Here is a 24183-nt window from a genome sequence, read left to right as displayed (position 1 = left end):
GGCAGGCTCAGCCCTGCCACTTGCCTCCTTCCACTATCACGTCGTTGGGATCGGTATCGGCGCTCAGTTTGTCGCGCACGTACTGGTCGTAGAGTTTCAGCAGGTACTTCTCTTCCCCCAGCTTGGCGAGACGGTCGTTGACCCAGTCACGCAGCTCGATATTTCCCTTCTTCACCGCCGGCGCGATGGGGTCTTCCGAGCCCAGCTTCTCGGGCAGCACCCGATAGCCCGGGTTCTCCTTGGCCCAGCTGAACAGCACCAGGTTGTCCTGGGCATAGGCGTCGCCACGGCCCTGGGCCAGCGCCTGCAGGGATTCGGTGTTCTTCTCGAACTTGAGCACCTTCCAGTCCGGGTGGTTGCGGGTCAGCCAGATGTCGGCCGTGGTGCCGGTAGTGACGATCAGGGTCTTGCTGGCCAGATCATCGAGTTGCTTGGCCGGACTCCCTTGTGGCACCAGCACCTGTACCGCCACTCGCAGGTTCGGGTTGGTGAAGTCCACCACCTGCCGCCGCTCCGGGGTCACCGTCATGTTGGCGAGGATGAGATCCACCTTGTCGCTCTGCAGGAAAGGGATGCGGCTGGCGGGCTCCACTGCCACGAACTCGACCTTGTTCTCGTCCCCCAGCAGGTCCTTGGCGAAACGGCGACCGAGGTCGGTGTCAAAGCCGACGTAGTTGCCCTTCTCGTCCACATAGCCGAAGGGGGGCTTGTCGGTGAAGACGCCGACGATGAGCTTGTCGCGGGCCTTGATCTTGTCGAGGGAACCGTCCGCCGCATGGGCGGCGCCGCTGGCGAGACCCAGTCCCAACAGGGCGCTGAACAGAACCGAGGTGATTTTTTTCATGCTGACTCCTTTCGTTTGATGACATTGGTATAAGAAAACTTGGCGAGGAACTGGCGGGCACGCTGGCTGCGCGGGTTCTCGAAAAATTGATGGGGGGCGGCCTGCTCCAGGATGTGGCCGCCGTTCATGAAGACGATGCGATCGGCCACCGCCTGGGCGAACGCCAGCTCGTGGGTGACGATGAGCAGGGTCATGCCGCTGCCGGCGAGATCGCGGATCACCTCCAGCACCTCCTGCACCATCTCGGGATCCAGCGCAGCGGTCACCTCGTCAAACAGCATCACCTGGGGGTTCATGCACAGGGCCCGCACGATGGCGATGCGCTGCTGCTGGCCGCCGGAGAGCTGGCGCGGATAGTCGTGACGTCGCTCCCACAGGCCGATGCGGGTCAGCAGCTGTTCCGCCTGCAGCAGGGCCTCCTGCCGCTCCCGCTTCTGCACCTGCAGGGGGCCGAGCAGCACGTTCTCCAGCACCGTCAGGTTTGGGAAGAGGTGATAGCTCTGGAACACCATGCCGATGCGCTGGCGCAGTCGCTGCCAGTCGGTGCTGGCATCCAGCCGCTCTCCATCAAAGCGAATCTCGCCCCCCTGAATCGGTTCGAGCCCGTTGAGGGTGCGCAGCAAGGTACTCTTGCCGCAGCCGCTCGGCCCCAGGATGACGATCACTTCCCCGGCGTTCACCGTGAGGCTGACCTCGTCCAGTACCCGGTTTTGGCCGAATTGTTTGCTGACAGCATTGAGCTCAAGCAGAGGTGTCATACAGCATTACCCCATTGTTGCTCCAGCCGGCGCGAGGCGAGCGAGAGCGGATAGCAGACCAGAAAAAAGAACAGGAACAGCAGACCGTAGATGAGCAGCGAACCATAGGTACGCTCGATGATCTGCTGGCCCACCTTGATCACCTCCACCACCCCGATCAGCACCGCCAGCGAGCTGGTCTTGATGATGCGGGTGTAGATGTTGATGGTCGGCGGCGTCAGCCGTTGCAGCGCCTGGGGCAGCAGCACGTGGCGATAGAGCTGCCAGCGGGAGAGCCCGAGCGCCAGGCCGGCCTCCTGCTGGCCGCGGGCGAGGGAGTTGAGACCACCGCGCACCACTTCACCCACCTCGCTGGCGCCCCACAGGGCCAGCACCAGCACGGCGCACCAGAAGGCCGGGATGTCTAGGCCAAAGAAGATCGGCAGCCCGAAGAAGAAGAGGTAGAGCCAGACCAGCACGGGCACCACCCGAAACAGCTCCAGATAGACTCGCAACACTCCCCGAGTCAGCCTTCCCCCCTGCTGGGCCAGCACGCCGTAACCGACCCCGCCCAGGGTGGCGAACAGGATGGCGAGCAGCGAGATGGCGAGGGTCTGACCCGCGCCCACCGCCAGCAGCGGCAGCGCCTGCGTCAGCTGCTCAGTGACCGGACTGGCCATATTGAGCCCTCCTTTCTGGTGCATGGGTGGCGAACGGTAGCAGCAGGACGATCGCTGCCTGCATCAGCGATTCAATGACCGAACTGACCATGTTGCAGCCTCCTTTCAACGACGCGCAGGGCGAGCGATAGCGGCAGAAAGATCAGCACGCACATCAAGGTCAGCACCGCCAGCATCTCGTAGGTCTTGTAGTAGAGGGCGATGTAGTTCTTGGTGGTGTAGAGCAGCTCCGGCACCGCCACCGCCGAGGCCACCGTAGTTTCTTTGAGCAGAAAGATGAAGTTGGCAAACAGCGCCGGCAGGCTGGCGAGCCAGGCCTGGGGCAACTGCACGTGGCGCAGCAGTTGCCAGCGGGAGAGGCCGATGGCTCGCCCCGCCTCCAGCTGGCTGGGGGGGACAGCCTGAATGCCCGCCCGCAGCGCTTCGGTCAGGTAGCCGCCGCCGAGGAAGGTCATGGCGATCACCGCCGTGGCAAAGCCCGACAGAGACAGGCCGAGCGCCGGCAGCCCGAAGTAGAGAAAGAACAGCTGGATCAAGAGCGGCGTGTTGCGGGCCAGCTCCACATAGGCGCGGATCACCCTGTTCAGCCAGGGCCTGTGCAGGCTTTGCAGCGTCACATTGAGCAGCGCCACGGCGAGCGAGGTGAGGATCACGATGGCGCCGAGCTGCAGGGTGATCCAGACCGATTGGCCGAACGCCGGCAGGGTGGTGAGAACAAAGGACCAGTCGAAGCTCATGCCGGGATCCTCCCGTCGCGGCGCAGCCGCTGGGGCACGACAGTGATGGCGTCCGGGTACTTGATGCCGGCGCCGGTGTTGAGCACCACCACCCGCTCGCCCCCCTGGATCCAGCCCGCTTCCCGCAACTGGCGGGCGGCGGCGAAGGCGGCCGCCCCTTCCGGGCAGACGAAGCAGCCCTCCTGGGAGGCGAGCTGACGCAGCTCACGCTGGATGGCGCCGTCTTCCACCGCAACGGCGCAGCCCTCGGTGCGATAGAGGGCGTCCAGCACCAGAAAATCCCCCAGCGCCTTGGGCACGTTGATGCCGAACGCCAGGGTCTGGGAGTCGGGCCAGAAGCGCGATTCGCGCTCCCCCTGCTGCCAGGCCTGGACGATGGGGGCGCAGCCGCTCGCCTGCACCGCCACCAGGCGCGGCAGCGGCCCCTGCACCCAGCCCAGCTCCTGCAATTCCCGCAGCGCCTTGTAGATGCCGATGAGGCCGACTCCTCCGCCGGTGGGGTAGAGGATCACGTCCGGCAGGGTCCAGCCGAGCTGTTCGGCTATTTCGAACCCCATGGTCTTCTTGCCCTCGATGCGATAGGGCTCCTTGAGGGTGGAGGCATCGAACAGCCCCTGCTGCGCCACCGCCTCGGCCACCTGGCGACCGGCGTCGCTGATGAGACCGTCCACCAGATAGAGGCGGGCACCGGCCAGGGCGCTCTCCAGCCGGGTGATGGCAGGGGCCGCCTGCGGCTGGACTATGGTGCTGCGCAAGCCGGCGCGGGCACCGTAGAGTGCCCAAGCCGCGCCGGCGTTGCCGTTGGTGGGCATGGCGAAGTGGGTGACGCCGAGTTCGCGGGCGCGGGAGACGCCGACCGCGGCACCGCGGGCCTTGAAGGAGCCGGTGGGGGTGAGGCTCTCATCCTTCATCCAGAGATCCGGAATGCCGACCTGCTTGCCGAGGCGTGGCAGCGGCAACAGCGGGGTGAAGCCTTCCCCCAGGGTGACCACCTGGGCGGGGTCGCGTACCGGCAGCAGCTCGTGGTAGCGCCACAGACTGGCGGGACGACCCAGCAGGGCGGCCGGATGCCAGGCCTGCTTCAGGGCCTCGAGGTCGTAGCTGGCCAGCAAGGGGGCGCCGACCGGGCTCAGCTGCTGGGGCTGATCGGCATCCACAATCTCGCCGGTCTTGCTGCAACGCAGATGTGATAGGTAGCTGTACGGCATGCTTTATCCTGAAATGAGTCGAGATGGTCAGTCGCTTATTCCATCCTGTGACCCAAGTGCCGGATAACAAACAAAATAAACTGGCAAACCTAAGCGAAAAAATTCATATGACTCCGATTGGTCAGGGTTGTGGCGGCTTACCGCTCATGTCGCGTGTTCACCCGCTGGGGGGTTGGGCCGTCCGGCACTCTTTGCTAACCTGCCCGCTTCACCCGAAATCGCAGGGAGCCGCATCGATGCGAGCCATTGTCAGCCTGCTGGCCCTGTCACTGCTGTGTGCGTGCAGTGGCCAGTCAACCAAAGAGGATGCCATGTCAGGGAAAGCGCGCCTTCACTACCCCGTCACCCGCCAGGGTGAGCAGGTGGATCACTACTTCGGCCAGGCCGTGGCCGACCCCTATCGCTGGCTGGAGGATGATCGCAGCCCCGAGACCGAGGCCTGGGTCAAGGCCCAGAACGCCGTGACTCAGGGTTACCTGGCACAGATCCCGTATCGCGCCGCCATCAAGGAGAAGCTCGCCTCTTCCTGGAACTACGCCAAGGAGGGGGCGCCATTTCGCGAGGGGCGTTACCACTACTTCTTCAAGAACGACGGTCTGCAGAACCAGAACGTGTTGTGGCGCCAGCTGGAGGGCAAGCCGGCCGAGGTGTTCCTCGATCCCAATACCCTCAGCCCCGACGGCACCACGGCGCTGGATCAGCTGAGTTTCTCCCGCGATGGCCGCATCCTGGCCTACTCCTTGTCGCTGGCGGGCAGCGACTGGCGCGAGATCCACCTGATGGATGTGGAGAGCAAGCAGCCGCTGGAGGCGCCCCTCAAGGACGTGAAGTTCAGCGGCATCAGCTGGCTTGGCAACGAGGGCTTCTTTTACTCGAGCTACGACAAGCCCGACGGCAGCGAGCTGTCGGCCAAGACCGATCAGCACAAGGTCTATTTCCACCGGCTCGGCACGGCGCAGGAGGATGACCGGCTGGTGTTTGGCGCCATCCCGGCCCAGCACCACCGCTACGTGGGGGCGACCGTCACCGAAGATGACCGCTTCCTGCTCATCTCGGCGGCGAACTCCACCTCCGGCAACCGCCTCTATGTGAAGGATCTGAGCCAGGAGAACGCGCCGCTGCTGACGGTGCAGGGGGATCTGGATGCGGACGTGAGCCTGGTGGACAACCAGGGCAGCACCCTTTACCTGCTGACCAATCGGGACGCCCCCAACCGCCGGCTGGTGACGGTGGATGCCGCCAACCCGGGACCGGCCCGCTGGCGCGATCTCATCCCCGAGCGCCAGCAGGTGCTGACGGTGCACAGTGGCAGCGGCTACCTGTTCGCCGAATACATGGTGGATGCCACCGCCCGGGTCGAACAGTTCGACTACGAAGGCAAGCGGGTGCGCGAGGTGGCGCTGCCCGGCCTTGGCAGCGTCAGCGGCTTCAACGGCAAGCACGATGATCCCGCGCTCTACTTCGGTTTCGAGAACTATGCCCAGCCGCCCACTCTTTACCGGTTCGAGCCAAAAAGCGGCGCCATCAGCCTCTATCGCGCCTCGGCAGCGCCGTTCAAGCCGGAGGATTACGTCTCCGAGCAGCGCTTCTACCAGAGCAAGGACGGCACCCGGGTGCCGCTCATCATCAGCTACCGCAAGGGGCTGAAACTCGATGGCAGCAACCCGACCATCCTCTACGGCTATGGCGGCTTCGACGTGAGCCTGACTCCGAGTTTCAGCGTGTCGGTGGCCAACTGGCTGGATCTGGGGGGCGTCTATGCGGTGGCCAACCTGCGCGGGGGCGGCGAGTACGGCCAGGCCTGGCACCTGGCGGGCACCAGGATGAACAAGCAGAACGTGTTCGACGACTTCATCGCGGCGGCCGAGTACCTCAAGGCCGAGGGCTACACCCGCACCGATCGGCTGGCGATCCGCGGTGGCTCCAACGGCGGTCTGCTGGTGGGGGCTGTGATGACCCAGCGGCCGGATCTGATGCGGGTCGCCCTGCCGGCGGTGGGGGTGCTCGACATGCTGCGCTACCACACCTTCACCGCCGGGGCTGGCTGGGCCTATGACTACGGCACCAGTGCCGACAGCGAGGCGATGTTCGACTACCTGAAGGGCTACTCGCCGCTGCACCAGGTGCAGCCCGGGGTCAGCTATCCCTCGACCCTGGTGACCACTGCGGATCACGACGATCGGGTGGTGCCGGCCCACTCCTTCAAGTTTGCCGCCACCCTGCAGGCCGACAATGTGGGCCCCCATCCCCAGCTCATCCGCATCGAGACCAATGCCGGGCACGGGGCGGGTACGCCGGTGGCCAAGCTTATCGAGCAGAGTGCGGACATCTATGCCTTCACCCTGTACGAGATGGGCTATCAGCAGTTGCCGCGTCAGCCTTGATCCGGGCGAGACGGGCGCCAGCCATCCACTATCATCAGGGCCCTGCGGGGCCCTTTTCATTGCCGCGCGTTGGCAGGGCTGCGCTGGAAACACTCGCTGCGACCATCCCTGTCTCGCCGCAGGCCCGTTTTGGCAGACGGGCCCCATCTGTCATCCCCCCGGTGGTATAGTCAGCAACAAGATCCGCATTCAAGGAGTCCATCGTGAAGAAGATCATCTACATCCTGCTGGGGTTGGCGCTGGCGGCCGTGGTGGCCATCGCCGCCCTGGTGTCCCTCATCGATCCCAATCAGTTCAAGCCCCAGCTGGTGGAACAGGTGCGCAAGAGCACCGGTCGCGAGCTGGTGATACAAGGGGATATCGGTTGGCGTTTCTGGCCAAGCCTCGGCCTCTCCCTCGAGCAGGTGGCGCTGCGCAACCCCGCCGGCTTTGCCGAGCCCGACCTGGTGCGCTTCACCCGCGGGGAGGCCTCGGTGGGTCTGCTGCCGCTGCTCTCCCACAAGCTTGAGATCGGCAAGGTGACCCTGAGCGGCGCCCATCTGTTTATCCAGACCAAGGCTGACGGCAGCTCCAACCTGAGCGATCTGCTCAAGGCCTCCGCCGAGCCCAAGGGGGAGGCGGTGACCTCCGAGCCTGCCGCAACGACGCCCCCGCCCGCCAGTGACAAGCAGCCCTGGCAGATCAGCCTGCAAGGGGTGGAGCTGCAACAGGCCAGCGCCCTGCTGCAGGACGATCGCAACGGCACCGTCTCCCGCCTCGAGCAGCTGGACCTGAACCTGGGCCAGCTGGCCGTGGATCAGTGGGTGCCGGTGACCCTGGCCGCCAAGGGGGCCCAGGGTGAGCTGGCGTTTGATCTCAAGGGGTCGGCCCAGCTCAAGCTGGCGCCCGATGCCAGCCGCAGCGAGCTGAAAGATGTCGCGCTGGCGGGGAGCCTGAGCGAACCGACCCAGCGGCTGGATGCCTTCTCCCTCAAGGCCGACCGGCTGACGCTGGGACAGTGGAGCAGCCTCACCCTCAGTCTGCAGGGGGCACAGGGGGCGGCGGACAAGCCGACCCTGGCCGGTACGCTGGAGGGAACCCTCAAGGCGCGGCTCGATGAAAACCGGCAACTGCTGGAGGTCTCGGATGCCGTGCTGGCCGCCAAGCTGAGCGGTGATGCCCTGCCGCGCCCACAGATGCAGGTGAAGCTGGCGGGCTTTGCCCGCGCCGAGCTGGGCAAACAGGCTGTCACCCTCAGCAACCTGGTGATGGGGGTGGATGATGCCCTGCTGAGCGGCAACGGCAGCGTGCAGCTGGGCGCCGTGCCCAGGGTGGGGTTCGACCTCAAGGGGGAGAAGCTTGACCTGGACAGTTGGCTCGGTCAGCCGGCCAAGACTGCGCCTGCGACCGCTACCTCGGGCGCCGCAGCGCCGGCCGGAGCACAGGCGCAGACCGCCGCGCCCGCCACCAAGGCGCTCTCAACCCAAGAGCCCGACCTGACCGCCCTCAAGGCGGTGGACCTGGCTGGCCGGCTGCAACTGGGCAGCCTGCGATTGAAGGGGTTGGATCTGAGCGCCGTCGATCTGCTGCTGGCCCTGGCCGGTGGCCAGCTCACCCTCAAGCAGTTCAGCGCCGGGGTGGCCGGCGGCCAGGTGACCGCCAGCGGCGTGCTCGATGCCCGTCAGCAGCCGGCCCGCTATCAGGTGCACAAGCGGGTGCAGGGGGTCGATGTGCGGCCGCTGCTGCAGACCCTGGCCCAGACCGACCTGCTGGAAGGCAAGGGTGATCTGGAGGTCGAGGCGCAGGGCTCAGGACTCTCCGAGCAGGCGCTGCGCAGCCGGATGCAGGGCAAGGTGAGCCTCAGACTGAGCGATGGTGCCCTGCACGGCATCAACCTGGCGGAGATGATCCGCGAGGCGCGGGCCACCCTGACCGGCAAGGGGGCGGATCAGGTGAAGGAGGTGCGCAAGACCGATTTCAGCGCCCTCACCGCCAGCTTCCGGATTGCCGACGGGGTTGCCAGGAGCGACGACATCCAGCTGTTTGCCCCCGCCCTGCGGGTGAAGGGGCAGGGCCAGACCGCTCTGGTGCCGGAGACCCTCGACTTCCTGTTCCTCACCTCCGTGGTGGAGAGCAGCAAGGGGCAGGGGGGCAAGACGGTGGACGAGCTCAAGGACATCACCATACCGGTGCGCATCGGCGGCCACTGGCAGGTGCCGAGCTACCGGCTCGACGTGAAGGAATTGCTCAGCAACAACAAGCTGCTGGAGGAGAAGGCCCGCAAGGAGGCCGAGCGCGGTCTCAAGAAGCTGCTGGGTGACAAGGCCGACAACGAAGGGGTGAAGGGGGTGGCCGATCAGCTGCTCAAGGGCTTGTTCAAATAGCCCCAGCCTCTCGCTTTATCGCCATGCAGAGCCCGCCCCGTGCGGGCTCTGTGCATTTTTGGCTGCGCTTGGGCAAGGCATGAAAACTCGATGCAGCCTGCGCTGGTAGCGAAAGAGAGGGGTGTTTGGGCCGGACAAAGATGGTATCACTGTAGTTTTACCAAGGAGCAGATGAATGAGTCGAAGTGAAATCGCAAGAGAGGTATCCCATCCGGACTGGCCGCTGGTCTGGCAGATCTACGGCAGCAGCTTTCCCCGCTACGAACAGCGCCAGCCGCAGCATCAAGAGCTCAAGATGGGAGACTCCCGCTTTCACTGTCAGCTCTTTTATCAGGGCGAGCAACTGCTCGGCTTTATCTTCTGGTGGGACTGCGGCGAGCAGATCTACATCGAACACCTGGCCATCAACCCGGCCCTGCGTGGCCATAACCACGGCTCACGCCTGCTTGCCGCCTTCTGCGAGACGGCGGGGCACCCGGTCATCCTGGAGATAGATCCGCCAGAGGACGAGATCGCCCTGCGTCGGCTGCGCTTCTATCAGTCACTGGGTTTTTACCTGAACGAGCATGACCATGTGCACCCGCCCTATCAGCCGGATCATCAAGGCCATGTGCTGCGGGTGCTGAGCTATCCGGCCCCGCTCGATGAGCAGGGCTATCGGCGTTTCAACAAGGTGCTGGTGGAGACTGTGATGGATCACGACCCGATTTAAATAAGGTGACGGATATTTGTATTGTGAATTAAAGGGGGAGGAATCTCCCCCTAATAGCAGGATTATTCGTAAACAGCAGTGGTATGAAGTAATTGATCTGCAAAAGTGAAAATTTCATCTATTGAGTCAATCGGGTGTCTAGTTTCTTTCTTTTCAGCGTCAAACAGCCCTATATACTTTTGGCGAGAGTTAAAATGTAATCTGCAAAGTGGTTTTCGGTTATTATCATCAAGCAGAATCCCAAAATAACTCTGGGTATCCCTCGGCGCAATTCTGGCAACATCAAATTTCTGTCTGAGAATAGCTTTTACAACGTTGAATGCTTCCATTTCTTCAATAGTTGTATCTACTCTAGATTTTTCTTTGTTGTTATCATTTTCACTGTTGTCATTCGGTAGCTCACTCTCTGAGGCTGATGAGACAGACGAGGTGCTGACACTGTTACCTATTGCAGATTTCAATCTGGCATTGATGCTATCGTTGAGGAACTGATTCAGTGCTTTCTTGGTGATATCCGTGAACGACTGTTTTACCCTGGCAGTAAGTACACCATCATAAATTCGAGACGCAAAAAATTTGACAAAATCTTCCTCTGGAGAGGCGAACTGCTCAGCAAGTAGTTTCTTTATCTGGCTAAGATATTTAAGTTCTCCAGCAGCATCAACAACTGACTCAACATCGAAAGCTGTTTTAGTCAGTTTTAATACCTCAGGAACTACATGCTCATCTATGTCCTCAAGATCAAGTGTCAGAAAAGGTTTTTCATCCATTTTATTCGGCGCATCCAAGTCGGTATAAAACTCATATTGAGCGCCATTAGTGAGAATGCCAATTCTGGCATTGGTTACCGAGAAATAACGGAAGAGTTGACCTGAGTGCTTTGCAGACAGTTTTTCACTGTATTTTTTACATTCAACCAAAATTTGAACTTGACCATCCTTGAGGATGGCATAGTCAACCTTTTCTCCCTTTTTGATACCGGTGTCTGCGGTGAACTCAGGGATTACCTCGGTGGGGTCAAAGACATCGTAACCGAGAACGCGGTTAAGAAACGGCATGACAAAGGCATTTTTGGTCGCTTCTTCAGTCGTGATCATCGATGACTGTTGAGCAATTTTCTTGGATAGACTCTGTAGCTGTTCTGAAAAATCCATTTCTTCCTCTCTGTATGGCGGCAAAGTTCTACTTTTTAACGCTATATTCCCCACTATCATCCCTGGTCAGAATAATGTGGGGCAGATACTCATAACCTCTGCTTATATTCAGCAAAGCGCCATACGATTCCAAGGCTTGTATTCTTGAAACAGGATCTAGCTCACCGCTATTGAGTTTTATATGGAGAATATTTGTCCATTGTTGCCCCGAGCAATGAGAAGGGGCGCCTCGGCGCCCCTGCTGTTTATTCCCCCAGCAGGGTTTGCCAGACGGCGAGCACATGGCTGCGCTCACTCTGCAGCTGATCGTCGCTTACCTTGCGGGAGATCTCCGAAAGGTTGAGGCGATGGCCGAGGTTGCGGATCTCCAGATAGGCCTGTTTCAGCCCCTCCGCCTGCTCCAGGGTCAGCACCCCCGCCATCACGCACTCGTCGAAGATCCGCACGTTATCGGACCAGCGGGTGAGGGCATCGGGCTCGCCGCAGGCGTGGGCCAGCACCAGATACTGGGCGATAAACTCGATATCCACCATGCCGCCGGGGGACTGCTTGAGGTCGAACTCGCCGGCACCCGCCTTGAGCAGGTGATCCCGCATTTTGTGGCGCATCTCGCGGACCTCGCGGGCCAGAGTCGGCAGGTCGCGTTCCTTGGCCAGCACGGCGCGGCGGATACGGGCAAACTCGGCTTTGATCGCATCATCGCCATAGATGGGACGGGCCCGCACCAGCGCCTGATGTTCCCAGGTCCACGCCTCGTTTTGCTGATACTGCTCGTAGGCCGAGAGGGACGACACCAGCAGGCCGGAGTCGCCGGAGGGACGCAGCCGCATATCGATCTCGTAGAGAATGCCGGAGGGGGTGCGGGTGCTGAACAGGTGCAGGATCCGCTGGGCGAGGCGCAGGTAGAACTGGCGGCTGTCGATGGGCTTGCGACCATCGGTGTAGCTGTTGGGGTCGCCGCCGTGCAGGAACACCAGGTCGAGATCCGAGCCGTAACCGAGCTCGATGCCGCCCAGCTTGCCATAGGCCACCACCGCAAAGCCGCGCTGGCCGCTCACCGCCACCTCGGGCGGCACCCCGTAGCGCTCGCTCATCTGGGCCCAGGCCTGATTGACCACCTCCTCGGTGATCGCCTCCGCCAGCCAGGTGAGGTGGTCGCTCACCTTCATTAGCGGCAGGGCGCCGGCGATGTCGGCCGCTACGATGCGCAGCAGCTGCACCTGCTTGAACTGGCGCAGCGCCTCCATCTGCTGCTCCACGTCCTCTTCGGGGATGCGCAGCAGGAACTGGCGCAGTTGGGGCTTGTACTGATCGAGCGGGGTGGGGTGATAGAGGTGCTGGGGATCGAGCAACTCGTCCAGCAAAATGGGGTAGCGGGCCAGCTGCTCGCTCACCAGATGGCTGGCATCGCACAACCGCACCAGCTGGCGCAGGGCGCCCGGGTTCTCCGCCAGCAGCTGCAGATAGGCGCTGCGGGTGAAGATGCGGGTCAGCAGCTCGCACACCCGCTCGAACAGGCGGGCGGGTTGCTCGCTGGCCACCACCAGCCGCAGCAGCTCCGGCATCAGCCAGTCCAGCGCGATGCGCCCCTGCGGCCCCACCTGACGGCGCTTGTACTCCTCCTTGAAACGCAGCAGGGCGGCGCAGAGCGGGGCGGGCTCGGCCACCCCCTGCGTGGTCAGCAGTTTTTCCAGCTCGGCGGCATCGAGCTCGGTGCGCCAGAGATCGAGCCAGAGCTGCTCCAGATGGGCGGGGGCCTCCTTCTCTTCGCCAACAACGGCGGCAAACTCCTGATGGACGGCGGCCATCTCCTCATCCAGATGAGCCATAAAGGCGCCCCAGTCGGCAAAGCCGAGGGAGGCGATCAGCCGTTGGCGATCCCGCTCCTCGGTGGGCAGGGTTTGGGTCTGCTGATCGCCAATCTCCTGCAGAATGTTCTCTACCCGGCGCAGGAAGCGATAGGCATCCAGCAAGCGGTCGCAATGGGCGGATTCGAGGGCGCCGCACTGGGCGATGGCGGCCAGCGCCTCTGGCAGGTGGCGCACCCGCAGCGCCGGCTCACGCCCGCCGCGAATAAGTTGCAGCGCCTGGGCGATGAACTCCACCTCGCGAATGCCGCCAGCCCCCAGCTTGATGTTGCCCTCCAGCCCCTTGCGGCGCACCTCGGCGGCGATCATCGCCTTCATCTGGCGCAGGCCGTCGATGACGCCGAAGTCGATGTAGCGGCGAAACACGAAGGGGCGCAGCATCTCGGCGAGTTCAACGGCGTGCTCGCACTGGGGCCCCAGTACCCGCACCTTGACCATGGCGTAGCGCTCCCAGTTGCGGCCGTGGTGCTGGTAGTAATCCTCCATGGCGGCAAAGGAGATGGCGAGCGGCCCCGCGTCGCCGAAGGGGCGCAGCCGCATGTCGACCCGGAACACCTGACCATCCTGGGTGGGCTGGTGGAGGGCGTTGATCAGCCGCTGCCCCAGCTTGATGAAGAAGGGCTGGTTGGCCAGCTCGCGCCGTCCGCCGACCGTGTAGCCGTTCTCTGGGAAGGTGAAGATAAGGTCGATATCCGAGGAGAAGTTGAGCTCGCCACCGCCAAGCTTGCCCATACCAAGGATCAGCAGTGGCTGCGGGTTGCTGTTGCCGTCCATCGGGGTGCCCAGCTCGCCGCACTGTTTGGCGTAGAGCCAGTCGCGGGCGGTGCAGATCAGCGCATCCGCCAGCTTGGTGAGATGGATAAAGCTCTCTTCCACCGCCGCCTGGCCCAGCAGCTCGCGCCAGGCGATCACCAGCATGCGGCTGCGGCGGAACTGGCGCAGGATGCGCTTGAGCGCCTCTTCATCGCTTACCTCGGCGAGCAGGGCAGTGAGGTCACTCTGGTAGGCGGGCCAGCGTTCGGCCCGTTCGAGATCCCCGGAGGCGAGCAGCTCGGTCAGCAACTCCGGCTGTTTGAAGAGAGAGTCGGCGACAAAATCGGAGAGACCAAGCAGGGTCAGCAGGGGGTGGCGAACGGGCTCGGGCTGCGTGCCGTAGTCGGGGGCCAGTTCAATCAGCCGTTGCCAATGGCGCTGGGCCAGCTCCTGCAGCAGGGGGGAGAAGGCGGAGAAAGAGGGAGAGTGCTGGGCCACGGTTGCCGTCCTTGTGATTAACGAAACTGCCGGATAAAAAGCTGGCTGCCAATCTAGCACTGTCGGGCCCCCGCGTCACAGCGCAGGGGCGAGAAGCATGATCCGGCGGGAATTATCGGCAGCCAGTGATTCAGGTGCGCTGGTAGATATCGGGGTGGTAGATCTCCATCAGGCTGCCGGGGCTGGCGGGCGGTACGAAGCCGAAACCGGCGTAGAGGCCGTGGGCGTCGGAGGTGGCGAGGGAGAGGCGACGCAATCCCTGCAACTCGGGATGGTCGAGCATGGCCGCCACCAGCGCCTTGCTGTAGCCGCGGCCGCGATGCTCAGGCAGGACAAACACGTCGGCCAGATAGCCGAAGGTGGCCTTGTCTGTGATGACCCGGGCGAAGGCGACCTGCTGAGCGCCGAGGTAGCCGCCAAAACAGAGCGAATGGTTGATGGCCCGCTGCAGGGTGGCAAGGGGAATGCCGCGACACCAGTAGGCCTCCTCAGACAAGAAGCGGTGGATCAGCGGCACGTCGAGCCGTCCCTTGTCGGCGCTGATTTCAAGCGCAAGTTCTGTGGTCCGCATCCTGGCTCCTTGCCGCGATGAAAAAAAGAAAGGCCCCTCGTGGGGCCTTCCAGTCTAACCAGATTGCTGTGTGAAAGTCAGGCCAGTTTGAAGGCCTGAATATGGGTATCCAGGGTCTGGCTGTGGCGCTCCACCAGTTCGGAGGCCTCCTGCAGCTCGCGCAGGACGACCACGGAGCCCTCCACCACCTGCTTGACCTGCTCCAGGTTACTGCTCATCTCCTCGGCCACCGAGCTCTGCTGCTCGGAGGCGGCGGCGATCTGGCGGTTCATGTCGGCCACCCCCTGCACCCGCTGCACTATGGTGGCGAGCTGGTCGCCGGCCTGGGTCACCTGCTCCACCCCCTTGTCGGCCTGTTGCACGCTCTGGGCCATCAGTTCGGCGGCCTGGCGGGCGTTGCCCTGCAGTTGCTCGATCATCTTCTGGATCTCGACGGTGGCGGCCTGGGCCCGGTTGGCCAGTTCGCGCACCTCGGAGGCGACCACCGCGAAGCCGCGGCCGGCCTCGCCGGCGCGGGCGGCTTCGATGGCGGCGTTCAGTGCCAGCAGGTTGGTCTGCTCCGAGATGCCGCGAATGGTATCCACGACGGAACCGATCTGCTCGACCCCCTGTTCCACCTGATTGACCACGGTGGAGGAGCGCTGAATGTTGCCGGAGAGGGTGTCTATGGTGTTGACGGTGGCGGCCACGCAGCGGCTGCCCTCCTCGGCCAGCAGGCTGGTCTCGGCGGTGGCATGGGAGGCCTGCTCCGCATGGGCGGCCACCTCGCGAATGGCGCCCACCATCTGGCTCATGGCGCTGGCCAGCTGCTCAATCTGGGTGAACTCCTCGCTGATGGCCTCGTTGGCCTCCTCCATGCAAAGGGTGACCTGGGAGGCGATGTCGTTGAGCTCCTTGCAGGCGACGCGCTGGGTGCCGAACACCTCCTTGAGATTCTCCTGGGAGTGGGCCACCGCCTTGGCGATGTCACCGAACTCGTCACGGGACTTGAGCAGTACCCGGTGGCTCAGATCCTTGCGGGCGAAGCGCTCCAGCAGGCCTACCAGATAGTGCACCTGCTTGACCATCAGGCGCGAGCCGGTCAGCAGCAGCACCACGAACAGCAGCCCCATGATGGCGGTCTCCATCAACCCGGTCCAGAGCAGGCTGTTGGCGATAGTGTCCGCCTTGTCGGGCGCGATGCCTTCGCTGAGCAGGGTGGTTTCCAGATTGCTGGCGTCGAACCAGAGCTTGACCAGCAGCAGCACAGTACTGAACACCATGAGCAGTACCACTTTGGGTACCAGCCGGATATTGCTCATTCGCCTCTCCAGCGGGTTTAACTGCATAATATTTCTCCTTTTAATGACCGGTTTTCCTTTGTCCTCAGGACTATCGGCATTATCTTCCTTTTTATTAATTCGCACCGTGCCTAAAGTGGGAAAATGTATGCGACATCACTTAACTCATCTGCGCGCCATGGATCTGCTGATGGCGTTTCTGTCGGTGATCTCGGTTTTGCTGGTCACGGCCCGCTGGTGGGGACATGCCCAGCTCACCCCCCAGACCCTGCAGCTGTTCTATGACGTCGACAGCCTGATCTGTTACTTCTTCCTCGCCCACTTCGCCTATGGCTGGGCCCGCGCCTCCGACCGGATGGCCTTCTTCAAGGCCAACTGGTTCTATCTGCCGGGTAGCCTGCCGATGGTGGAGCAGCTGCGCTGGGCCCGTCTGCTGCAGCTGTGGCGGGTCTATCAGCTGTTCAAGGAGCACCCGGACCTCTGGGCCATGTTTCGTCGCGAGCGCAACGAGACCACCCTCTCCGGCATCCTGTTCCTGTTCTTCCTGTTGCTGGGGGTCGGTTCCGGGGTCATGTATCTGATCGAATCTGGCCAGCCCGGCAGCCAGATCCAGACGCCCTACGATGCGTTCTGGTGGACCCTTGTGACCCTGTCGACCGTGGGGTACGGCGATCTGGTGCCCAAGACGGAGCAAGGGCGTTTCGTCGCCAGCCTGCTGATCCTGTTCGGGGTCGGCCTGTTCGGCGCCATCAGCGGTTTCATGGCCAGCCTGTTTCTGCAGCCGGGGCGGGGGGATGGCGAGCTGGAGAAGTGGCGTCATCACCAGAGTGCGCAGCAGGATCTGTTGTTGCAGGAGCTGCGTGCCCTGCGGGACGAGGTGAAGGCACTGAAACAGAAATAGGCAGCGGCGTCCGGAATGGTCGCGTCGCGGCGCAGACAAGTTGCGAGCCAGCTCTCAGCTCGGGGGGCGCCACTTTTCTTTGCTTGTCCTTTGACCCGCAGGCGGCTTAACATTCGCCAGTCACCTAACCAAACGAAGAGAACCGATCGACCATGCGCGCCCTTCTCGGGATCCTGATCTGCTTGTGTGCCCAACAGGCACTGGCCGATACCCGTTATGTTTCAGACAACATCTTTACCTTTATTCACAATGGTCCGGGTACCCAGTACCGGATCCTTGGCAGCGTCAAGGCGGGTGAGCCGCTGGACGTCAAGGCAGTGAACAACGAAGCCGGTTTCACCCAGGTGGTGGATGGTCGTGGCCGTGAAGGCTGGATCAAGAGCAGCGAGCTGCAGGGCGAGAGCAGCCTGCGCGAACGGCTGCCCCAGGTGCAAAAAGAGCTGGAAGAGGCCAAGGCCCGCCTGCTGAACCTCAACGGTGACAACGAGAAACGCTTCACCGAGAAGGATGGCAAGATCGCCGAGCAGAGCAAGGAGATCGCCAGCCTGAAGGCTCAGCTGGCCAGCCAGAGCGAGGAGATGGGCAATCTCAAAGAGCAGAACGACGCCCTGACCCAGAGCTACGACAACCAGGAGCACGACATGCAGATGGACTGGTTCATCCGCGGTGGTGCCATGGTGGGTGGCGGCATCCTGCTCGGCATCCTGTTGCCCATGCTGCCCCGTCGTCGCAGCCGCGGCGATCGCTGGATGAACTGACAACGGCTGTCGGAAGCAGAGTGAAGGGTCGCCATGGCGACCCTTCTTTTTTGCCTTGAGAAAAATTGTATACAAAATAAGGCCATGAATTTTGTCTGGTTAGCATATGGCGCCGATATCGTGCGTCATATGAGCCAATCAGCGATCTTTGTTAATAACAGGCAACAATTTCATTTCATCTATGGGTTGATATTGTATACATTATCGGCGTTTCGGCGGCACGGCCGCCTTCGTCGATATCAGCCCTAGGGCGTACAGGAAGACCCCATATGTTCAAAGCTACCCAAGTGCTTGCCGCTGACTATGTTCCCTCCGATCTGGCCGCCCTGCGCGAAGCCATCACCCAGAACTACGTGGTGGATGAAAATGCCTATCTGGCCGAGCTGTCGGCCATGCTGCCGGGGGATGGCGCCTCGCTGGAACGGGTGACCCAGCGTGCCCGCACCCTGGTGACCAAGGTACGCAAGGAGAGTGGCTCCGGCGATGGCATAGATGCCTTCCTGCAGGAGTACAGCCTGGACACCCAGGAGGGGATCATACTGATGTGCCTGGCGGAGGCGCTGCTGCGCATCCCGGATGCCGAGACCGCCGACGCCCTGATCAAGGACAAGCTCTCCGGCGCCAACTGGTCGTCCCATTTTCGCAAGAGCGACTCCACCCTGGTGAACGCCTCCACCTGGGGGCTGATGCTGACCGGCAAGATCATCAAGCTGGACAAGAAGCTGGACGGCAATCCGGCCAACATGCTGGGCCGCATGGTCAACAAGCTGGGGGAGCCGGTGGTGCGCTCCGCCATGTACGCCGCTATGAAGATCATGGGCAAGCAGTTCGTGCTGGGGCGTGACATGAAGGAGGCCCTGAAGGCGAGCCGCAAGTCCCGCGAGAAGGGTTACACCCACACCTATGACATGCTGGGGGAATCTGCCCTGACCCTGGCCGATGCGGACAAGTATTTCGGCGACTACCAGCGCGCCATCGAGGCGGTCGGCAATGAGCGCATCAGCGACGGCGGCCCGGCCCCGTCCATCTCCATCAAGCTGTCGGCGCTGCATCCGCGCTATGACGTGGCAAACCGCGAGCGGGTGCTCGGCGAGATGAGCGAGCGACTGGTGGGGCTGGTGCGTCTGGCCCGTGACAAGGACGTGGCCATCAGCATAGATGCCGAGGAGATGGACCGCCTCGAGCTGTCGCTGGATCTCTTCGAGCAGCTCTATCGCTCCGAGGCCAACCGTGGCTGGGGCAAGCTCGGCATGGTGGTGCAGGCCTACTCCAAGCGTGCCCTGCCGGTACTGTGCTGGTTGACGGGGCTGGCTCGCGAGCAGGGGGATCTGATCCCGGTGCGGCTGGTGAAAGGGGCCTACTGGGACAGCGAGCTGAAATATGCCCAGCAGGCCGGCCTGCCCGGCTACCCGCTGTTTACCCGCAAGGCGGGCACCGACATCTCCTACCTCGCCTGCGCCCGCTACCTGCTGAGCGAGCCGACCCGCGGTTTCATCTCGCCCCAGTTTGCTACCCACAACGCCAATACCGTGGTCAGCATTCTGGAGATGGCCGGCGATCGCCAGTTTGAATTCCAGCGCCTGCACGGCATGGGGGAGGAGCTGCACAACGCCGTGCTCAGCGAATGTCCCGGCCTGCACTGCCGCATCTATGCGCCGGTCGGTGCCCACAAGGATCTGCTGCCCTACCTGGTGCGCCGCCTGCTGGAGAACGGGGCCAACACCTCCTTCGTCCACAAGCTGGTGGATCCCAACACCCCGGTGGACAGCCTGGCCGAGCACCCGCTGCGCACCCTGAAGCGCTATGGCAGCCTGGCCAATGACCGCATTCCGCAGCCGGTGAACCTGTTCAGCGACCGCAAGAACTCCAGCGGCGTCAACATGAACATCGTCTCCATCCAGCGTCCCTTCTTCGCCAAGCTGAAGGAGCTGGAGAGCAAGCAGTGGCTGGCCGGCCCCATCGTCGATGGGGAGACCCTCAAGCGCAGCGAGGCCCGTACCGTGCTGAGCCCGCAGGATGTGAGCCAGCTAGTGGGCAAGATCCACTGGGCCGACGAGCAGGCGGTGGAGCAGGCGCTTGCCTCGGCTCATGCTGCCTTCCCGCGCTGGCGCGAAACCCCGGTGAGCGAGCGCGCCGCCGCGCTGGAGAAGCTGGCGGATCTGCTGGAAGCGAATCGCGAGCAGTTCATCTCCCTCTGTACCCGCGAGGCGGGCAAGCTGCTGCAGGACGGTATCGACGAGGTGCGCGAGGCAGTGGACTTCTGCCGCTACTACGCGGTGCAGGCCCGTGGCCTGATGGGGCAGGCGACCCTGCTGCCCGGCTACACCGGCGAGCAGAACGAGCTGTTCCTGCAGGGCCGTGGCGTGTTCGTCTGCATCAGCCCATGGAACTTCCCGCTGGCCATCTTCCTCGGTCAAATCGCGGCGGCGCTGGCCACCGGCAACACCGTCATCGCCAAGCCGGCGGAGCAGACCGGTCTCATCGCCTATCTGGCGGTGACCCTGGCCCATCAGGCCGGTATTCCGGGTGACGTGCTGCAGCTGTTGCCGGGTGATGGCGCCACCGTGGGCGCCAAACTGACGGCGGATGCCCGCATCGGCGGCGTCTGCTTCACCGGCTCCACCGAGACCGCCAAGCTGATCAACATGACCCTGGCCCAGCGTGATGGCGCCATCCTGCCGCTCATCGCCGAAACGGGCGGTCAGAACGCCATGATAGTCGACTCCACTGCCCTGCCGGAGCAGGTGGTGCGCGACGTGGTGAGCGCCGCCTTCCAGAGCGCCGGTCAGCGCTGCTCCGCCCTGCGGGTGCTCTACCTGCAGGAGGAGATAGCACCGCGGGTGCTGGAGATCCTGACCGGTGCGCTGCAGGAGCTGAAAGTGGGCAATCCGGCCGAACACAATACCGATGTGGGCCCGGTCATCGATGCCGAGGCCAAGGCCGGGCTGGATGCGCACCTGGTGCACATGATCCCGCGCTCACGTCTGATCGCTCAGGCCCCCATGCCATCCGCAACGCTGGCGGGCCACTTCGTGCAGCCGACCGCGCTGGAAATCGGCTCCATCCGCGAGCTGGTGAAGGAGCAGTTCGGCCCCATCCTGCACGTGGTGCGCTACGCCGCCAAGGAGCTGGACACTGTGATCGCGGATATTAACGGCACCGGCTACGGCCTGACGCTGGGGATCCACAGCCGCAACGAATCCCATGCCGAGGAGCTGGCCAGCCGCATCAACGTGGGCAACGTCTACATCAACCGCAACCAGATAGGCGCCATGGTCGGGGTGCAGCCGTTCGGTGGGCAGGGCCTCTCCGGCACCGGTCCCAAGGCGGGCGGCCCCCACTACCTGAGCCGTTTCATTACCGAGAAGACCCGCACCATCAACACCACGGCGGTGGGCGGCAACGCCTCCCTGCTGGCGATGGGCGACGCCTGAACGACCGTGACCGACATCAGGCCGCCTGCGGGCGGCCTTTTTCATGGGCGTTCTCATGAGCATTGAAAAGCCGCCATCTTGGGGTCGCCACCCGGCTTGCCGCGTCTTAATATGGTGGCCGGTTGTCGCTTTCATCCGTCACCGCCGCCCAGCCCCGGGCGCGCATCCCGACCGACGTCACAACAAAGAGTGCTGCATCTATGCCATTAACCGAACAGGCCCACTGGTTCGTGCTGGGGGGCGATCACCTCGTCCTGCTGGATGACCAGGGGCACATTCCACAAGGCCCCCGTGCCTGTCTGCCCAGCCACTTGCAGCATGCCGCCTTTGAGCGCTTTGACGAGTGGGACGGGCTGCCCTGCCTGCTGCTGGATCTGGGGGAAGCGGCCGACACCGCGACCCTGATTCCTCTGCGCCAGCTGATGGTAGCCGGGGATGAAACGGGCTTTCAGCTGGCCGGCCGCGCCTGGCAACTCGCCACCTTTCGCCACACCCACCGCTTCTGCGGCGAGTGCGGCGCCCCCATGAGCCCGAAGGCGGGGGAGTGGGCGCAAGGGTGTCGCCATGGCCACGTCGTCTATCCGCGCATCTCCCCCTGCATCATCGTGGCGGTGCGCAAGGGGCCCGCCATCTTGCTGGCGGCCCACCGTCGTCACTATCAGGCCGAGGATCCCATGTATACCGTGCTGGCCGGCTTCGTGGAGGCGGGGGAGAACCTCGAGCAGTGCGTGGCGCGGGAGGTGTTCGAGGAGAGTGGCATCCGGGTGACCAATGTGCGTTACGTGGCGAGCCAGCCCTGGCCGTTTCCCCACAGCCTGATGATGGGCTTCACCGCCGATTATGAGAGTGGCGAGATCCGGGTGCAGGACGAGGAGCTGGTGGCGGCCGATTTCTTCGAGGCCGACGGGCTGCCAAGGCTGCCGCCCCATGGCACCATAGCGCGGCGGCTCATCACGCTCTGCCTCGGCGACCAAGCCTGAGGGATGCAAAGAGGGGCGCTTGTTTGCGCCCCTTCACATCTTTGCACTCCAACGGCGGCGGCAGGCGTTTGAGCCGCCCCCCGCCGCGCACAAAGTGGTATCATATCCGCCATTTTATGCTGGATATGACTCAGGAACTGGGATGAAAGAGCTGAAGAACGATCGTTACCTGCGTGCCCTGCTGCGCCAGGAAGTGGACATGACGCCGGTATGGATGATGCGCCAGGCTGGCCGCTATCTGCCGGAATACAAGGCCACGCGCGCCCAGGCGGGGGATTTCATGTCCCTGTGCCGCAACGCCGAGCTGGCCTGTGAAGTCACCCTGCAGCCGCTGCGCCGCTATCCACTCGATGCCGCCATCCTCTTCTCCGACATCCTCACCGTGCCCGATGCCATGGGTCTGGGTCTCTACTTCGAGCAGGGTGAAGGCCCGTGCTTCGAGCGTCCGATCACCTCCATGGCCGATGTGCAGGCGCTGCCGGTGCCGGATCCGGAAGATGAACTCGGCTACGTGATGAACGCGGTGCGCACCATCCGCCGCGAGCTCAAGGGCGAAGTGCCGCTTATCGGCTTCTCCGGCAGCCCCTGGACCCTGGCCACCTACATGGTGGAGGGGGGCAGCTCCAAGGCGTTCACCAAGATCAAGCAGATGATGTATGCAGAGCCCATGACCCTGCACCTGCTGCTCGACAAGCTGGCCGACAGCGTGATTGCTTATCTGAACGCCCAGATCAAGGCGGGTGCGCAGGCGGTCATGGTGTTTGACACCTGGGGCGGCGTGCTCACCCCGCGCGACTACCGCGACTTCTCCCTGCAGTACATGCACAAGATCGTCGACGGCCTCATTCGCGAGCACGACGGTCGTCGCGTGCCGGTTACCCTGTTCACCAAGAACGGTGGTCAGTGGCTGGAGCAGATCGCCGCCACCGGTTGTGATGCGCTGGGTCTGGACTGGACCACCGACATCGCCGACGCCAAGCGCCGGGTCGGTGACAAGGTGGCGCTGCAGGGCAACATGGACCCCTCCATGCTCTACGCCAGCCCGGCCCGCATCCGTGAAGAGGTCGCCTCCATCCTGGCCGGCTTCGGTCACGGCAACGGCCATGTCTTCAACCTGGGGCACGGCATCCATCAGGATGTGAACCCGGAGCATGCCGGCGTGTTCGTCAACGCGGTACACGAGCTGTCCGCCCAGTACCACGGCCGCTGAGCGCCGTCGACAGCACAGTGAACAACGGGGCCTGCAGGCCCCGTTTTGCTGCCTGCGGCGGGGGCTGCATCCTGACCGCCGCTCGGGTTACACTGCAACCCGGTAGCGGGCGATCGACTGCAGGCGGGCACGGCAACGTGCACCCGGGCCTGACGCCCCAAGGTCATGGCTGGAGGCAGGATGAGCAACAGGTTGTTGGATTGGGGTATCGACCTTGGCGGTACCAAGTGCGAATGCGTGGTACTGGAAGGGGACGAGGTGCTGCTGCGCCATCGCATTCCCACCGAGCGTGCCGGCGGTTATGACCACATGATCGGCCAGATCGCCAAACTGGTGGCAGAGTGCGCCGAGAAGATCGGTCAGCGGCCGACCCTCATCGGCATGGGGACGCCGGGGGCGCGGGATCCGCAAACCGGCCTGATGAAGAACTGCAACACCACCGAGCTCAACGGCAAGCCGTTCAAGGAAGATCTGGAGCGCCGGCTCGGCGTGCCGGTGCTGATCGCCAACGACGCCAACTGCTTCGCGCTGGCGGAAACCCATCTGGGGGCGGTGCGTCAGCACCATCCTGATGCCAAGGTAGTGTTCGGCATCATCATGGGTACCGGGGTCGGCTCCGGCATCGTCATCAACGGCCGCATCCTCAACGGTCATCACGGCATCGCTGGCGAGTGGGGCCACAACGTGCTCTCACCCGACGGCCCCGAGTGCTACTGCGGCAAGCGCGGCTGCGTCGAGACCTTCATCAGCGGCCCGGCGCTGGAGGCCTGGTACGAGGCCAAGGCCAAGCGTCACCTCTCGCTGGCCAAGATAGCGGCGGCGACGGCTCATGATCACGTGGCCAAGCTCACCATCGACCGGCTGCATCTGCTGTTTGGCCAGGCGCTGGCCAACGTGGTCAATATTCTGGATCCGGATGTGATCGTCATCGGAGGCGGGGTCGGCAACGTGCAGAGCCTGTACAGTGTGGGACGGGAGACTATTTTGCCCTTCCTCTTTAATCCCCGCTTCGCCACCCCCATTATTGCTCCAGCCCTGGGGGACAGCGCCGGGGTATTCGGGGCGGCACTGCTGGCCCGCGGTGAATTTCAGGATGCCCTGCTGTCGTGAG

18 protein-coding genes are annotated in these 24183 nt (G+C 63.3%); 9 read left to right on the top strand and 9 right to left on the bottom strand.

From position 1 onward, the window contains the following. Positions 1-7 precede the first annotated feature (7 nt). From OKC44_RS19680 to OKC44_RS19660, 5 genes are all read right to left on the bottom strand, one after another. Positions 8-844 carry a transporter substrate-binding domain-containing protein gene (locus tag OKC44_RS19680; protein WP_011704713.1) on the bottom strand — a complete coding sequence of 279 codons (837 nt, stop codon included), beginning with the start codon at positions 842-844 and terminating at the stop codon, positions 8-10. After that, entirely contained in the window at positions 841-1602 is a 762-nt protein-coding gene (locus OKC44_RS19675; protein WP_270814681.1) for an amino acid ABC transporter ATP-binding protein, read from the bottom strand. The genes OKC44_RS19680 and OKC44_RS19675 overlap by 4 nt, the downstream gene beginning before the upstream one ends. Beyond that, entirely contained in the window at positions 1599-2261 is a 663-nt protein-coding gene (locus OKC44_RS19670) for an amino acid ABC transporter permease (RefSeq protein WP_161646621.1), read from the bottom strand. Before OKC44_RS19670 ends, OKC44_RS19675 begins: the two co-directional genes overlap by 4 nt. A 71-nt stretch (positions 2262-2332) precedes the next feature. Next, the gene (locus tag OKC44_RS19665) at positions 2333-2998 is read right to left on the bottom strand and encodes an amino acid ABC transporter permease (RefSeq protein WP_270814678.1); all 666 of its coding nucleotides are present in this window, start codon (positions 2996-2998) and stop codon (positions 2333-2335) included. Continuing rightward, the gene (locus OKC44_RS19660; RefSeq protein ID WP_016349494.1) at positions 2995-4206 is read right to left on the bottom strand and encodes a threonine synthase; all 1212 of its coding nucleotides are present in this window, start codon (positions 4204-4206) and stop codon (positions 2995-2997) included. The genes OKC44_RS19665 and OKC44_RS19660 overlap by 4 nt, the downstream gene beginning before the upstream one ends. A gap of 236 nt (positions 4207-4442) precedes the next feature. Between OKC44_RS19660 and OKC44_RS19655 the strand changes: the two genes are divergently transcribed. From OKC44_RS19655 to OKC44_RS19645, 3 genes are all read left to right on the top strand, one after another. Beyond that, positions 4443-6590, top strand: coding sequence for a prolyl oligopeptidase family serine peptidase (locus OKC44_RS19655; RefSeq protein WP_270814676.1), 2148 nt, complete (start codon positions 4443-4445; stop codon positions 6588-6590). 203 nt (positions 6591-6793) lie between these two features. Continuing rightward, complete coding sequence (locus OKC44_RS19650) at positions 6794-8953, top strand: AsmA family protein (RefSeq protein WP_270814674.1); 2160 nt, start codon at positions 6794-6796, stop codon at positions 8951-8953. A 175-nt stretch (positions 8954-9128) separates the two neighbouring features. Next, the gene (locus OKC44_RS19645; RefSeq protein WP_270814672.1) at positions 9129-9665 is read left to right on the top strand and encodes a GNAT family N-acetyltransferase; all 537 of its coding nucleotides are present in this window, start codon (positions 9129-9131) and stop codon (positions 9663-9665) included. Between the two features lie 62 nt (positions 9666-9727). On the opposite strand, the gene OKC44_RS19640 is transcribed toward OKC44_RS19645, so the two are convergent. The 4 genes from OKC44_RS19640 to OKC44_RS19625 form a co-directional block, all read right to left on the bottom strand. Continuing rightward, positions 9728-10819 carry a type I restriction endonuclease gene (locus tag OKC44_RS19640; RefSeq protein WP_016349498.1) on the bottom strand — a complete coding sequence of 364 codons (1092 nt, stop codon included), beginning with the start codon at positions 10817-10819 and terminating at the stop codon, positions 9728-9730. 245 nt (positions 10820-11064) lie between these two features. Next, a complete protein-coding gene (glnE, locus tag OKC44_RS19635) occupies positions 11065-13938 on the bottom strand; it encodes a bifunctional [glutamate--ammonia ligase]-adenylyl-L-tyrosine phosphorylase/[glutamate--ammonia-ligase] adenylyltransferase (protein ID WP_270814669.1) in 2874 nt (957 codons plus the stop codon). Positions 13939-14068: 130 nt separating this feature from the next. Then, positions 14069-14509: a GNAT family N-acetyltransferase gene (locus tag OKC44_RS19630; RefSeq protein WP_270814667.1), complete on the bottom strand. Its 441-nt coding sequence runs from the start codon at positions 14507-14509 to the stop codon at positions 14069-14071. A gap of 77 nt (positions 14510-14586) precedes the next feature. After that, entirely contained in the window at positions 14587-15837 is a 1251-nt protein-coding gene (locus tag OKC44_RS19625) for a methyl-accepting chemotaxis protein (RefSeq protein ID WP_270814665.1), read from the bottom strand. 31 nt (positions 15838-15868) lie between these two features. Between OKC44_RS19625 and OKC44_RS19620 the strand changes: the two genes are divergently transcribed. From OKC44_RS19620 to OKC44_RS19595, 6 genes are all read left to right on the top strand, one after another. Next, positions 15869-16690 carry a potassium channel family protein gene (locus tag OKC44_RS19620; RefSeq protein ID WP_011704725.1) on the top strand — a complete coding sequence of 274 codons (822 nt, stop codon included), beginning with the start codon at positions 15869-15871 and terminating at the stop codon, positions 16688-16690. A gap of 152 nt (positions 16691-16842) precedes the next feature. Next, complete coding sequence (locus OKC44_RS19615; protein WP_270814663.1) at positions 16843-17448, top strand: TIGR04211 family SH3 domain-containing protein; 606 nt, start codon at positions 16843-16845, stop codon at positions 17446-17448. A gap of 269 nt (positions 17449-17717) precedes the next feature. Continuing rightward, entirely contained in the window at positions 17718-20882 is a 3165-nt protein-coding gene (gene putA / locus OKC44_RS19610; RefSeq protein WP_270814660.1) for a bifunctional proline dehydrogenase/L-glutamate gamma-semialdehyde dehydrogenase PutA, read from the top strand. 200 nt (positions 20883-21082) lie between these two features. Then, positions 21083-21862: an NAD(+) diphosphatase gene (nudC, locus tag OKC44_RS19605; protein WP_270814658.1), complete on the top strand. Its 780-nt coding sequence runs from the start codon at positions 21083-21085 to the stop codon at positions 21860-21862. A gap of 142 nt (positions 21863-22004) precedes the next feature. Next, positions 22005-23072: a uroporphyrinogen decarboxylase gene (gene hemE / locus OKC44_RS19600; protein ID WP_270814656.1), complete on the top strand. Its 1068-nt coding sequence runs from the start codon at positions 22005-22007 to the stop codon at positions 23070-23072. 180 nt (positions 23073-23252) lie between these two features. Further along, positions 23253-24182, top strand: coding sequence for an ROK family protein (locus OKC44_RS19595; protein ID WP_044799224.1), 930 nt, complete (start codon positions 23253-23255; stop codon positions 24180-24182). The last annotated feature ends 1 nt before the right edge of the window (position 24183 follow it).

Origin of the sequence: Aeromonas sp. S41-2 (assembly GCF_027705845.1) — a bacterium.
GTDB lineage: Bacteria > Pseudomonadota > Gammaproteobacteria > Enterobacterales > Aeromonadaceae > Aeromonas > Aeromonas hydrophila.
This window is presented reverse-complemented; position numbering and strand designations above follow the sequence as displayed.

Bases quoted from the DNA above. Each gene is read 5' to 3' on its own strand.
- OKC44_RS19680 (WP_011704713.1), bottom strand. From the start codon at position 844: ATGAAAAAAATCACCTCGGTTCTGTTCAGCGCCCTGTTGGGACTGGGT.
- OKC44_RS19675 (WP_270814681.1), bottom strand. From the start codon at position 1,602: ATGACACCTCTGCTTGAGCTCAATGCTGTCAGCAAACAATTCGGCCAA.
- OKC44_RS19670 (WP_161646621.1), bottom strand. From the start codon at position 2,261: ATGGCCAGTCCGGTCACTGAGCAGCTGACGCAGGCGCTGCCGCTGCTG.
- OKC44_RS19665 (WP_270814678.1), bottom strand. From the start codon at position 2,998: ATGAGCTTCGACTGGTCCTTTGTTCTCACCACCCTGCCGGCGTTCGGC.
- OKC44_RS19660 (WP_016349494.1), bottom strand. From the start codon at position 4,206: ATGCCGTACAGCTACCTATCACATCTGCGTTGCAGCAAGACCGGCGAG.
- OKC44_RS19655 (WP_270814676.1), top strand. From the start codon at position 4,443: ATGCGAGCCATTGTCAGCCTGCTGGCCCTGTCACTGCTGTGTGCGTGC.
- OKC44_RS19645 (WP_270814672.1), top strand. From the start codon at position 9,129: ATGAGTCGAAGTGAAATCGCAAGAGAGGTATCCCATCCGGACTGGCCG.
- OKC44_RS19640 (WP_016349498.1), bottom strand. From the start codon at position 10,819: ATGGATTTTTCAGAACAGCTACAGAGTCTATCCAAGAAAATTGCTCAA.
- OKC44_RS19630 (WP_270814667.1), bottom strand. From the start codon at position 14,509: ATGCGGACCACAGAACTTGCGCTTGAAATCAGCGCCGACAAGGGACGG.
- OKC44_RS19625 (WP_270814665.1), bottom strand. From the start codon at position 15,837: ATGCAGTTAAACCCGCTGGAGAGGCGAATGAGCAATATCCGGCTGGTA.
- OKC44_RS19615 (WP_270814663.1), top strand. From the start codon at position 16,843: ATGCGCGCCCTTCTCGGGATCCTGATCTGCTTGTGTGCCCAACAGGCA.
- putA (WP_270814660.1), top strand. From the start codon at position 17,718: ATGTTCAAAGCTACCCAAGTGCTTGCCGCTGACTATGTTCCCTCCGAT.
- nudC (WP_270814658.1), top strand. From the start codon at position 21,083: ATGCCATTAACCGAACAGGCCCACTGGTTCGTGCTGGGGGGCGATCAC.
- hemE (WP_270814656.1), top strand. From the start codon at position 22,005: ATGAAAGAGCTGAAGAACGATCGTTACCTGCGTGCCCTGCTGCGCCAG.
- OKC44_RS19595 (WP_044799224.1), top strand. From the start codon at position 23,253: ATGAGCAACAGGTTGTTGGATTGGGGTATCGACCTTGGCGGTACCAAG.